Raw genomic sequence first — 12,369 nt, 5'->3', positions numbered from 1 at the left:
AGCGCGCGGCCGCGCTGCCTGCCGCGACCACCGATCGGCTGGCCGTCGCCCGCCGGGCCGCGCTCGCGCGCAAGAAGCCCGAAGCCGCGACCGCGCCGGTGTTCGTGCCGGCCTTCGCCGGCGCGGCCGGCGCCTACGGCCCGACGCCCGCGAACCGCCCGCCGACGTCGTTCGGCCGCCGCCTGCTGCGCGCATGGCCGCTCGCGTTGCTGCTCGCGGGGCTCGTCGGCATCGCGTACTGGGAAGACATGCAGCGCACCGCCGAACTCGCCGACATCGACGCGGCGATGCTCAGCGACGACCTGCCGCTCAACGCGTATCTCGACCACGGGTTCAACGCGTATCTTTCGCGCGCTCACTAACAGACAATAACGAGGGGATCGTACGGGTGAGTCAGAAGCGCGGCCTGGCCGTATTTTTCGGATGCGTGATCGCGATCGCCGTTTCCTACGTCGCCACGTATCCCCGATTCCACCCGGCCCCCGCGACGACGCCCGTCGCGACCACCAGTTCCGCCGCACCGGCGTCGGCCGCGGCCGGGCTGACCACCGAACTTCCCCCGCTGCCGCTTCCCCTGCCGCTGCCGGCCGCCGCCGGCCCGCTGTCGTGGGCGCGCCTCACGCCGGCGCAGCATGCGGCCCTCGCCCCGTTCGCCGACCAGTGGGACGGCTTCAGCGATGCCCGCAAGCGTAAATGGCTGAAGATCGCATCGCGTTTCGCGAAGTTGTCGCCGGATGACCAGAAGCGCCTGCAGGAGCGGATGACCGAATGGGCGAAAATGACGCCCGAGCAGCGCCGCGTCGCACGCGAGAACTACCAGAGCGCGAAGGAGCTGTCCGCGCAGGCGCGCGAGCGCGCGTGGAAGGCCTACCAGCAACTCCCCGAGGAGCAGAAGGAACGGCTTGCCGCCGCCGAACGCCGCCGCAAGCCGAGCGTCGTCAGCGCGCCGCCGACCGTCGCCGACCGTGACGTCCGCCGCCTCGTCAATTCGCACGAACACCCGGCCAGCGGTGCGGCCGCCGCCCCGGCGCCCGCGTCGGCCGGCGTCGCCGCGCAGCCGGTGCCCGCGTCGTCGACGTCCGGCACCGCGTCCGCACCGGCCGCCGTGGCGCCGGTGTCGCCCGCCGACGCGCCTTCGCTGTTCAAGGGCTCCTGAACGGCCGTGGCGAACGTCCGCGCGCCCGACACCCCGGCCGCCGCGCCGTCCGTGCGGCGGCGCCTCGCCGCGCTGCTCTACGAAGGCGTGCTGCTGTTCGGCGTCGTGTTCTTCGCCGGGCTCGCGTTCAGCCTCGCGACGCAGCAACGCAACGGCCTCGTCCATCACAACCTGCTTGCCACGTGGATCGCGCTCGTCGTCGGCGCGTATTTCGTGTGGTTCTGGACGCACGGCGGCCAGACGCTGCCGATGAAAACCTGGCGGCTGCGGCTCGAATCGTCCAGCGGCCGACCGCTGAGCGCCAGCCACGCGCTCGTCCGCTACGTGCTCGGCTGGCTGTGGTTCCTGCCGCCGCTCGCGCTGCACCCGCTCCTCGGCCTGTCGGTACCCGTCACGCTCGCGCTCGCCGCCGCGTGGATCGTCGTATGGGCCGGCGCCGCCCGATTGCACGCCGGCCGTCAGTTCCCGCACGACCGGATCGCGCGCACCCGCGTCGTCGCGATACCGCGCTGACGCGCCGCATTCGCCAGACGAAAGCCGCTCGCTCGGTGCCCTTCCCTCCAGCCAGACGGCCTTGCCTGACAAGCGTCGGCGGTTCAGTACGGCAGATGACGCAACGCCCGCTCGTTCACTGCTAAACACCCTTCAACGGTCGTAATAAGAACGTCTCGTGACTGTCATGGCACAGTCACGCCCGCATGGCGGAATGCCGGTAATGTCAACCGGCGCGAGTCATGCATGGGCCAGAAAACGTCCGCGACCTCACTGTTTCGTCACCCCATCGGCGCCCGCGCCGCCACTGCGTTCCTGTCCGGCTCGGGGGCAACCGACGGCGTGGTGTCGCACAAGCCGCCCGTCGCGCACACCACGCAGCACGAGGACCCCGAGCCGTCCGCCCATCGCTACCGCACCATCTGGCTGTCCGACATCCACCTCGGCTCGAGCGGCTGCCAGGCGCCCTACCTGCTGGATTTCCTGCGTCACAACGACTCGGAATACCTGTACCTCGTCGGCGACATCATCGACGGCTGGCAGCTGAAAAAGGGCTGGTACTGGCCGCAGGCGCACAACGACGTCGTGCAGAAGATCCTGCGCAAGGCGCGCAAGGGCACGCAGGTCGTCTACATCCCCGGCAACCACGACGAAGGCGCGCGGCAGTTCTGCGATCTCGCGTTCGGCGACATCCAGGTGCGCGGCGAGGCATTCCACACGACGCTCGCAGGCAAACGTTTGTGGATCGTGCACGGCGACCTGTTCGACGGCGTGATCCAGCACGCGAAATGGCTCGCGTACCTCGGCGACACGCTCTACACGCTGATCCTCGTGCTGAACCGCTGGTTCAACCGGATCCGCAGCCGGCTCGGCTTCCAGTACTGGTCGCTGTCGCAGTACCTGAAGCACCAGGTCAAGAACGCGGTCAACTTCATCTCGCAGTTCGAGACCGTGATGACCGACGAGGCGCGCCGCCGCGGCTGCGACGGCGTCGTGTGCGGCCACATCCACAAGGCCGAGATCCGCGACATCGACGGCGTGCTGTACTGCAACGACGGCGACTGGGTCGAAAGCCTGTCCGCGCTCGTCGAAACGATGGAAGGCGAACTGAAGATCGTCTACTGGACGGTGATGCGCACCGCGCCGTCGGAGACCACGTCGCGCAAGGCCAAGGCCGCTGCCTGACACAACCCTACTTACAGGACATGCCGCGATGAAGATCATGATCGTCACCGACGCGTGGGAACCGCAGGTCAACGGCGTCGTGCGCACGCTGAAGAGCACGGCGCGCGAACTCACGGCGCTCGGCCACCGCGTCGAACTGCTGACGCCGCTGGAATTCCGCACGGTGCCCTGCCCGACCTACCCCGAGATCCGCCTGTCGATCCTGCCGTACCGCAAGCTGCGCGCGCGGATCGATGCGTTCGCACCCGATGCGCTGCACATCGCGACCGAAGGCCCGCTCGGCCTGGCCGCGCGGCGCTATGCGCGCGCCCGCAAGCTGCCGTACACCACCGCGTACCACACGCGCTTTCCGGAATACGTGCAGGCGCGCTTCGGTATTCCGCTCGCCGCCACCTACCGCTTCCTGCACTGGTTCCACGGCCCGTCGCTCGCGGTGATGGCGCCGACGCCGGTCGTCAAGCAGGACCTCGAGAAATTCGGCTTCACGAACGTCGTGCTGTGGACCCGCGGCGTCGATCTCGACATCTTCCGGCCGATGGAGTCGAAGGTGCTCAACACCGCGCGGCCGATCTTCCTGTACGTGGGCCGCGTCGCGATCGAGAAGAACGTCGAGGCGTTCCTGCGCCTCGACCTGCCCGGCTCGAAGTGGGTCGCGGGCGAAGGCCCCGCGCTCGCGGAGCTGAAGTCGCGCTACCCGGAGGCGAACTATCTCGGCGTGCTGTCACAGACCGAGCTCGCGAAGGTGTATGCTGCGGCCGACGTGTTCGTATTCCCGAGTCGCACCGACACGTTCGGCCTCGTGCTGCTCGAAGCCCTCGCCTGCGGCACGCCGGTGGCCGCGTATCCCGTCACGGGCCCGATCGACGTGCTCAGCGGCGGCGACGCGGGCGCGATGCACGAGGACCTGCAGGAAGCCTGCCTCGAGGCGCTGAAGATCGAACGCACGACTGCGCGCGCGTGGGCGGAACGCTTCTCGTGGCGCGCGGCATCCGAGCAGTTCGCGTCGCATCTGAAGCCGCTGCCGAAGACCGCGTACTCGCCAGCCGAAGGTGCCGCCGTTTGAAACGAGACCTGAACGACAAGATCCCGCCCCCCGCCGCGACGCCGTCACGGCACCGCCCGTTCGACGAGGAAGAACCGCACGCCGATGCGGACGTGCACCCGCACGAGCCGCTCGGCCCCGACGACCGGCTCGCGCCGTTGCCGCCGAACCCGTACAAGCGCCACCGCGGCATCACGCGTGCGTGGTTCGCGCTCAAGCATTCGCTGAACGGCTTTCGCGTCGCGATCCGCGAGGAAAGCGCGTTTCGCCAGGAGCTCACGCTCGCCGCGCTGATGCTGCCGATCGGCGCGTTCGCGCCGGTGCCGGCCGCATCGCGCGCGCTGCTGATCGGCTCGGTGCTGCTGGTGCTGATCGTCGAGCTGCTCAACTCGAGCGTCGAAGCCGCGATCGACCGCATCTCGCTCGAGCGCCACGAACTCTCGAAGCGCGCGAAGGACCTCGGCAGCGCGGCTGTGACGGTCGCGCTGTTCGCGTGCGTGACGACGTGGGGCTTCGTGCTCGGGCCGGTCGTCGCACGCTGGCTCGGCTTCTAGGCAACCGCCCGGCGTCCTTCCCGTCGCCCGCATGCGGCGCTGCACCATGCGCCGCGCGGGGCCGCGATCATGAAATGCCCCGATGTGGCGGAACCCCGGTTTATAATCGTCCGCTAGACATAGAACAGCAACCCGCGCCGGACGAATCACGCAGCATCGATTGCAGCGCCCGCCAGTCCGGCACACACAGGGCCGGACGACATGGAAGCGAAACCTCCCCGCCGCACCCGCGAACGGATTCTCGAGTTGTCGTTGAAACTCTTCAACGAGATCGGCGAGCCGAACGTCACCACCACGACGATCGCCGAGGAAATGGAAATCAGTCCAGGCAACCTGTACTACCATTTCCGCAACAAGGACGACATCATCAACAGCATCTTCGCGCAGTTCGAGCAGCAGATCGAACGGCGGCTGCGCTTCCCCGAAGATCACCGTCCGACGATCGACGAAACCTGGTCGTACCTGCAGTACATGGCCGATTTCATGTGGACCTACCGGTTCCTGTATCGCGACCTCAACGACCTGCTCGCGCGCAACCGCACGCTCGAGACGCACTTCAAGCAGATCATCAGCCACAAGGTGCGCTTCGCGCACGACATGTGCGAGCTGCTCGTCTCCGATGCCGAAATGGTCGCGACGCCCGCCGAGATCGAAGTCATCGCCACCAACATGGCGGTGATCTCGACCTACTGGCTGTCGTACCAGTACGTGATGCATCCGCGCAAATACAACGACCAGGACGCGATCCGCGAAGAGCTGCACCAGGTGAGCATGCACGTGATCTCGATCATGGCCCCGTACCTGCGCGGCCGTTCGCGCCAGCTGTTCGACGACCTCGTCTCCGGCAAGCTGCCCAAGCGCCAGTTCACCGACTACCTGCCGCCGCGCGACGGCTCCCCGCGCCCCGCCGACAGCCCCGTCGTCACCGGGCAGGCGTCCGCCAAGGATTCCAAGCAATGAAGGCAGTCTGCGTTTACTGCGGCTCGTCGTCCGGCGTGCGGCCCGTCTATGCCGACGCCGCGCGCGCGTTCGGCCGCGCGCTCGTCGATGCGGGCCTCACGCTCGTGTACGGCGGCGGCCGCGTCGGCCTGATGGGCGTGATCGCCGACGAAGTGATGGCGGCCGGCGGCCGTGCGGTCGGCGTGATCCCCGAGCTGCTCGTCGACAAGGAAGTCGGCCATACGGGGCTGTCGGAACTGCACGTCGTGCCCGACATGCACCATCGCAAGAAAATGATGGCCGACCTCTCCGACGCGTTCGTCGCGATGCCCGGCGGCGCCGGCACGCTCGAGGAGCTCTTCGAGGTCTACACGTGGGCGCAGCTCGGCTATCACCGCAAGCCCGTCGCGCTCTACAACATCGATTCGTTCTACGATCCGCTGATCGCGCTACTGCGCCATACGGTCGACGAAGGCTTCATGCGGCCCGCCTATTTCGACGCGCTGTGCGTCGAATCGGAACCCGTCGCGCTGATCGAGCGGCTGCGCCACTACCTGCCGCCCGCCCGCGACAAGTGGGCGCCAGACGCAGCGAAGTGATCCTCACCGGAAACCGCACGCGATGACCGCACCGTCCGACCGCAAGGCAGTCCTCATCACCGGCGCGAGCCGCGGCATCGGCCGCGCGACCGCCGTGCTCGCGGCCGAACGCGGCTGGGACGTCGGCATCAACTACGCGCGCGACGCGGCAGCGGCCGAACTGACCGCGCAGGCCGTGCGCGACGCGGGCGGCCGCGCGTGCATCGTCGCGGGCGATGTCGCGAACGAGGCCGACGTCGTCGCGATGTTCGATACGGTTGCGACCGAGTTCGGGCGCCTCGACGCGCTCGTGAACAATGCAGGCATCGTCGCGCCGTCGATGCCGCTCGCCGACATGCCGGTCGACCGGCTGCGGCGGATGTTCGATACCAACGTGCTCGGCGCCTATCTGTGCGCGCGGGAAGCGGCGCGCCGGCTGTCGACCGACCGTGGCGGCCGCGGCGGCGCGATCGTCAACGTGTCGTCGATCGCGTCGCGGCTCGGCTCGCCGAACGAGTACGTCGACTACGCGGGCTCGAAAGGCGCGGTCGATTCGCTGACGATCGGCCTGGCAAAGGAACTCGGCCCGCACGGCGTGCGCGTCAACGCGGTGCGCCCCGGCCTGATCGAGACCGAAATTCATGCAAGCGGCGGCCAGCCGGGCCGCGCCGCCCGCCTCGGCGCACAAACGCCGCTCGGCCGCGCGGGCGAGGCACAGGAGATCGCCGAGGCGATCGTCTGGCTGCTCGGCGATGCGGCGTCCTACACGACGGGCGCCCTGCTCGACGTCGGCGGCGGCCGCTAAGCTGACACGCGGCGCAACAATACGGCTGACGAAAACGCCCCGTGGTCACGGTGCCACAAATCTCCACAATTCCGTGACAGTTTCAGTAAACATCCGTAACAATTCCGTGCTCTACTAGCGGTCATTCAGACAGGTGTCTTAAACATCCTGTCCGTTAGCCGGATGTAATCCCTTATCGGTCCCGCCCATGTCGCCGGACCGGCTCGACTCGACCCGAGATCTTTTCCATGCCTGGAACCGCAGCGCCCAGCCGACGACGCACGTCCGTGCCCGCCCCGGCCGCGCACACCCGCTCGACCGCCGATACCGACGTCCTCGCGACGCTCGACGTCGCCGGTACGCCCGTCGCCGCCTCGACCGCCACGATCAGCGCCCCGCGCGACCGCTCGCTGCTGCTCGGCTGGCGCGCCTGGCTGTTCATCGCCGCACTGGTGTGCGCGTACACGCTGCCCGGTGTGCTCGGCCACGATCCGTGGAAACAGGACGAAACCTACACGTTCGGCATCATCCAGCACATGCTCGAGACCGGCGACTTCGTCGTGCCGACCAATGCCGGCCTGCCGTTCATGGAAAAGCCGCCGCTTTACGCATGGGTCGCGACCAGCCTCGCGTGGCTGCTGCAGCGCGTGATGCCGCTGCACGACGCGGCGCGCCTGGCGAGTGCCCTGTTCGCCGCGCTCGCGTTCGGCTTCATCGCCCGCGCGGCCCGCGTGGCCAGTCGCGCGGACACCTGGTTCGACCTGCGCGTGCTCGGCCCGGTGGTACTCAGCGCCGGCACGCTCGTCGTCATCAAGCACGTGCACGACATGATGACGGACGTCGCGTTGTTTGCCGGGACGGCAATCGGGTTCTGCGGGCTGCTCGAACTCGTGATGCAGCATGTCGCGCGGGCGCAGCAGATGCGGCACGGGCTGCCGGTGCATCCGGCGAGCCGCTGGGCCGCGCCGGTCTTCGGCGCGGGCGTCGGCATCGCGCTGATGGCGAAAGGGCTGTTCGTGCCGCTCGTGTTCGCGGCCACGCTCGTGTGCACGCTGGCGCTCTACCCGGCCTGCCGCACCCGCTCGTTCGCCCGCGCGCTGGGCGTCGCCGCACTCGTGTTCGCGCCGTTCGCGCTGATCTGGCCGACCGCGCTGTTCCTGCGCTCCGAAACGCTGTTCATGACGTGGTTCTGGGACAACAACGTCGGTCGCTTCTTCGGTTTCTCCGTGCCCGAACTGGGCGCGGAAAACGACAAGCCGTTCTTCATCCTGCGCGCGTTCCTTACCGTCGGCTTCCCGGTCGCGCCGCTCGCGATCGTCGCGCTCGCCCGCGGCGCATGGCGCGACTGGCGTGCGCCGCGCATCGCGCTACCCGTGCTGTTCGCCGGCATCGGGCTCGTGGTGCTGCAGGTGTCCGCGACGTCGCGCCAGCTCTACATCCTGCCGTTCTTCGCGCCGCTCGCGCTGGTCGCCGCGCAGGCGATCGAGCGCCTGCCGCGCCGGCTGCATCTCGCGTGGGATTACCTCAGCCGCATCCTGTTCGGCACGGTCGTCGTGCTCGCATGGGCGATCTGGGCGGTGATGGCCGATCCGGCCGCGTCGCGCGCGGATCTCGCGCTGCTCGGCCGCTGGCTGCCGCTCGACTGGACGATGCCGATCCAGCCCGCGCTCGTGACCGGCGCGCTCGCGCTGACGGTCGGCTGGCTGACGCTGCTGCCGAAGCTGCGCACGACGGGGCTGTGGCGCGGCGCGCTGTCGTGGGGCGCCGGCGCGCTCGTTGCGTGGGGACTCATCTATACGCTGCTGCTGCCGTGGCTCGACGTCGCGAAGAGCTACCGCTCGGTGTTCGACGACCTGAACGCGCATCTCGCGCTCGAATGGAACGACGGCGACTGCATGGCGAGCCTGCACGGGCTCGGCGAATCGGAAGCGCCGATGCTGTACTACTTCTCCGGCATCGAGCACACGCCGATCGACGACGCGAAGACGACGCGCTGCACGTGGATGATCGTGCAGGGCGTGCGGGCCGTCGATCCGGCGCCGGGCAGCGAATGGAAGCTGTTCTGGACGGGCGCCCGCCCGGGCGACAACGAGGAATTGCTGCGCGTCTACGTGCGCACGCCCGAACAGCACCTGCAGTGATACAGGACGGCGCGATGCGCCGTCCTGCCCGCCTTCACTTTCCTCTTCGGCATAGGTCGCGGCAATCCGCCCGACCGGTGCGCAGCCCGTGCTGCCGTACCCGTGCCTGCACGAACCCGCAAGCGTCCGGGCGTTAGCCGCCCCGTTCCCTCATCACGCCAACGTACGGATCGTCAGAACGACGAGCCGGGCTCTCGCAGAAACGCCGTTTCCTCGTCGGTCGACGCGCGACCGAGAATCGCGTTCCGGTGCGGAAAGCGGCCGAAGCGCTCGACGATCGCCGCATGCAGCAACGCGTAGCGGTGATAGCTCTCGCATCCGGCCTCGTCGCGGATGCCCGCGCACAGGCGCACGGCCTCGCGCTGGCTCTCGACCGACTCGTCGTGCTCGAACGGCAGATACGCGAACGCACGGTGATGGCCGCTCGGCAACCGGGCGTCCCAGCCGGCCGCGACGACGCGGCGGGCGAGCGCGAGCGCTTTCGGATCGGCGGCGAACGCGCGCGGCGTGCCGCGATGGATGTTGCGCGAGAACTGGTCGAGCACGACGATCAACGCCAGCGCGCCCGACGGCGAATCGGCCCAGTGATCGCAGGCGCCGTCGCACGCGGCGTCGAGCAGCGCGCCGTAACGCGTGCGCAGCACGTCGTCGAACGCGGCGCCGCCGTTGAACCAGACCTTGCGGTTCTGCCCGAATTCGGCCGAGTCCGGCTCGCCGAACCAGAAATCGAGAATCTCCCGTGCCTGCGGATCGAGCGCCGCCGCGCCTGCTTTCCCGGTATCGACCGTCATGCAAACTCCAGTACGAGGCGCCGTGTGCGCGCACTCTTCTTTTCCAGTTTCGCGACCCGCAACCCGCCGATTTCGGACGTGTTGCGCACATGCGTGCCGCCGCACGGCTGCAGGTCGACGTTTTCGATGCGCAGCAGCCGCACGCGGCCGAGGCCCATCGGCGGCTTCACGCTCATCGTGCGCACGAGTTCGGGACGCTCGGCCATCTCGTCGTCGGTGATCCATTCGGTCGTGACCGGATGCGCGCCGACGACGAAGCCCGCGAGGCGCCGCTCGACGTCGTCGCGGTCGATCGCGTCGGAAGTCGCGAAATCGAGCCGCACGTAGTCGGCCGTCACGCTGCAGCCGTCGACCGCGTACGGCAGCACCGCGCACATCAGGTGCGCGGCCGTGTGCAGACGCATGTGCCGGTAGCGGCGCAGCCAATCGATCTCAGCAACCACGCGCGTGCCGGGGGCGAGCGTCGCGACGCTCGCCTCCTGGCCCGGCGCGGGCACGTGGACGGCGTCGTCGGGCGTCGCGCCGTCGAACTTCGCCTTGCGCGTGTCGGCGATCGCGATCGTGCTGCCGTCGGGCAGCGTCAGCGTGCCGGTGTCGCCGGCCTGGCCGCCGCCGAGCGGATAGAACACGGTGCGGTCGAGCCGGATGCCGCCGTCGCCGACGGCCTGGACGATCGCCTCGCATTGCGTGAGGTACGCGTCTTCGCGAAACAGCGCTTGGGTCGTCATCGGGCAAGCCTCGTATCGATGGAGAAACGGCCAGTGTCGCGCCGGGCCGCTCATGCGCCCAGCGCAGATCGTCCCGCGCGCGGACAGCGGCGTACCGGTCGATCAACCGGGCCGGTTGCGCATCCAGTCGGCCGTGTCGTAGAACGAATGCATGAGCCGCTCGCGCAGCGGCTCCGGCAACCCGACGTCCTCCATCGCCCACGCCATGCAGCGCAGCCACTGGTCACGCTCGACCGACGCGATCGGGAACGGCAGGTGTCGCGCGCGCAGCCGGGGATGGCCGAACCGGCTGATGTAGTGGTCGGGGCCGCCGAGCCAGCCGCACAGGAACCAGAACAGCTTGTCGCGCGAACCGTCGAGCGACGGCGGATGCAGCGCGCGAATCTGCGCGAACTCGGGTTCGAGGTCCATCAGGTCGTAGAAACGGTCCACCATTTCGCGCACGCGGGCTTCGCCGCCCACGAGCTCGAACGCCGTCGGCTGCGCCGGCGCATCGTCATTCACATCGGTCATTACGGATAGTCGGAAAACGGGATCTTCGGGGCCGCGGGCGACGCTCAGGCGTCGCGCAGCGACTGCAGCGCGGGGCGCCGCAACACATTATGCAGGCTCAACCAGCCGGCCGCACCGGCGCAGACGACACCGGCCGCGATGCCCGCCGGCACGAGCCACGGATCGACGGCGAGCTGGAAGTCGAACACGCGCGACGCGAGCACCCAGCCGACCGCGATCGCGCCCGCCGATGCCAGCACGCCGGCCAGCGCGCCGACCACGACGAATTCCGCGCGCTGCACTGCGTTGACCTGCGCGCGCGACGCGCCGAGCGCACGCAGCAGCGCGGCCTCGCGCACGCGCTCGTCGCGCGAGCCGGCGAGCGCCGTGTACAGCACGAGCACGCCGGCCGCGAGCGTGAACGCGAACAGGAACTGCACCGCACCGACCACCTGCAGCATCATCCGCTGCAACTGCGCGAGGATCGGCGCGACGTCGATCGCGGTCAGGTTCGGGTAGCGCGCGATCAGCGGATCGAGCAGCGCGGCGTTCGAGGCCGGCAGATGGAAACTGGTCAGGTAGACGGCGGGGAAATCCTTCAGCACCGGCGGCGGCATCAACACGAAGAAGTTGACGCGGAACGAGCCCCAGTCGAGCTTGCGCACGCTGGTGATCGGCGCATCGACCGTCAGCCCCGTCACGTCGAAGCGCAGCGTATCGCCCGGTTTCACGTTCAGCGTCTTCGCGAGGCCGGCTTCGATCGAGATCTGCGGCGTGGCCGCGTTGCCGAACCAGTCGCCTTCGACGATCCGGTTGTCGGACGGCAGTTCGGTCGTATACGACAGGTTGAACTCGCGATCGACGAGCCGGCGCGCCTCTTCGGAAGGATATGCGTCCGGATTCACCGGCTTGCCGTTGATCGCGACCAGGCGGCCGCGCACCATCGGCGCGGGCACCGCGTCGCGCACGCCGTGCGCGGCCAGATAGGCGGCCACATCGGCGCGCTGGTCGGGCTGGATGTCGATCAGGAACTGGTTCGGCGCATCGGGCGGCGTCGACTGCCGCCAGCCCGCCACGAGGTCGTTGCGTGTGATCGCGATCAGCAGCAGGCACATCAGGCCGAGCGCGAGCGCGGTGATCTGCAGCGCGCTGGCCGTGCCGCGCCGGTGCAGCGACGCCAGCGCGTAACGCCAGCCGACGCCCGCGGCCACGCGCGCATTGCGCACCGCGCGCGCGGCGGCGAACAGCACGAGCCGGGCGATCAGCGCGAACCCGACCAGCGCGCCGGCGAAGCCGCCCGCGACGATCAGGCCGAGCTTCAGGTTGCCGGCGGCCACGATCAGCAGCCCCGCGAACAGCACGACGCCGATCGCATACGCGGCCCACGCGGTGCGCGACGCGTCGCCCCAATCGCGCCGCAGCACGCGTACCGGCGGCACGCGCGTGAGCGGGACGAGCGGCGGCAGCGCGAAACCGAGCAGCAGCAC

At 69.2% G+C, this 12,369-nt stretch carries 14 protein-coding genes; 10 read left to right on the top strand and 4 right to left on the bottom strand.

Features of this window, described 5'->3' with window-relative positions; translation table 11 throughout:
- The 10 genes from JMF90_RS07415 to JMF90_RS07370 all read left to right on the top strand — a co-directional run.
- The coding region (locus JMF90_RS07415) for a DUF3619 family protein (RefSeq protein WP_201325009.1) at nt 1–362 on the top strand (362 nt) is incomplete at its 5' end.
- A gap of 26 nt (nt 363–388) precedes the next feature.
- Nucleotides 389–1,156: a DUF3106 domain-containing protein gene (locus JMF90_RS07410; RefSeq protein WP_011545824.1), complete on the top strand. Its 768-nt coding sequence runs from the start codon at nt 389–391 to the stop codon at nt 1,154–1,156.
- A gap of 6 nt (nt 1,157–1,162) precedes the next feature.
- Entirely contained in the window at nt 1,163–1,669 is a 507-nt protein-coding gene (locus JMF90_RS07405) for an RDD family protein (protein ID WP_054928013.1), read from the top strand.
- Between the two features lie 225 nt (nt 1,670–1,894).
- The gene (locus JMF90_RS07400) at nt 1,895–2,833 is read left to right on the top strand and encodes a UDP-2,3-diacylglucosamine diphosphatase (RefSeq protein ID WP_006478246.1); all 939 of its coding nucleotides are present in this window, start codon (nt 1,895–1,897) and stop codon (nt 2,831–2,833) included.
- A 28-nt stretch (nt 2,834–2,861) separates the two neighbouring features.
- Complete coding sequence (locus tag JMF90_RS07395; RefSeq protein ID WP_043888581.1) at nt 2,862–3,896, top strand: glycosyltransferase family 1 protein; 1,035 nt, start codon at nt 2,862–2,864, stop codon at nt 3,894–3,896.
- Nucleotides 3,893–4,429 carry a diacylglycerol kinase gene (locus JMF90_RS07390; protein WP_011694335.1) on the top strand — a complete coding sequence of 179 codons (537 nt, stop codon included), beginning with the start codon at nt 3,893–3,895 and terminating at the stop codon, nt 4,427–4,429. Before JMF90_RS07395 ends, JMF90_RS07390 begins: the two co-directional genes overlap by 4 nt.
- A gap of 201 nt (nt 4,430–4,630) precedes the next feature.
- The gene (locus JMF90_RS07385; protein ID WP_006478243.1) at nt 4,631–5,389 is read left to right on the top strand and encodes a TetR/AcrR family transcriptional regulator; all 759 of its coding nucleotides are present in this window, start codon (nt 4,631–4,633) and stop codon (nt 5,387–5,389) included.
- Nucleotides 5,386–5,967: a TIGR00730 family Rossman fold protein gene (locus tag JMF90_RS07380; protein ID WP_054928014.1), complete on the top strand. Its 582-nt coding sequence runs from the start codon at nt 5,386–5,388 to the stop codon at nt 5,965–5,967. Before JMF90_RS07385 ends, JMF90_RS07380 begins: the two co-directional genes overlap by 4 nt.
- Nucleotides 5,968–5,989: 22 nt before the next feature.
- On the top strand, nt 5,990–6,751 hold the full coding sequence (locus JMF90_RS07375) for an SDR family oxidoreductase (protein ID WP_054928015.1): 762 nt from the start codon (nt 5,990–5,992) through the stop codon (nt 6,749–6,751).
- A 227-nt stretch (nt 6,752–6,978) separates the two neighbouring features.
- Nucleotides 6,979–8,871: a glycosyltransferase family 39 protein gene (locus tag JMF90_RS07370; protein WP_054928016.1), complete on the top strand. Its 1,893-nt coding sequence runs from the start codon at nt 6,979–6,981 to the stop codon at nt 8,869–8,871.
- Between the two features lie 173 nt (nt 8,872–9,044).
- Here the strand turns inward: JMF90_RS07370 and JMF90_RS07365 are convergent, their stop codons facing one another.
- The 4 genes from JMF90_RS07365 to JMF90_RS07350 form a co-directional block, all read right to left on the bottom strand.
- A complete protein-coding gene (locus JMF90_RS07365; protein WP_054928017.1) occupies nt 9,045–9,662 on the bottom strand; it encodes a DUF924 family protein in 618 nt (205 codons plus the stop codon).
- Complete coding sequence (locus JMF90_RS07360) at nt 9,659–10,390, bottom strand: alanyl-tRNA editing protein (RefSeq protein WP_054928018.1); 732 nt, start codon at nt 10,388–10,390, stop codon at nt 9,659–9,661. Before JMF90_RS07360 ends, JMF90_RS07365 begins: the two co-directional genes overlap by 4 nt.
- 102 nt (nt 10,391–10,492) lie before the next feature.
- Entirely contained in the window at nt 10,493–10,903 is a 411-nt protein-coding gene (locus tag JMF90_RS07355) for a group II truncated hemoglobin (RefSeq protein WP_006478237.1), read from the bottom strand.
- A 44-nt stretch (nt 10,904–10,947) separates the two neighbouring features.
- Nucleotides 10,948–12,369, bottom strand: a 1,422-nt coding sequence (locus tag JMF90_RS07350) for an ABC transporter permease (RefSeq protein WP_236597956.1), incomplete at its 5' end; no start/stop codon positions are given.

Source organism: Burkholderia sp. E168m23 (assembly GCF_016586125.1).
Classification (GTDB): Bacteria; Pseudomonadota; Gammaproteobacteria; order Burkholderiales; family Burkholderiaceae; genus Burkholderia; species Burkholderia orbicola.
This window is presented reverse-complemented; position numbering and strand designations above follow the sequence as displayed.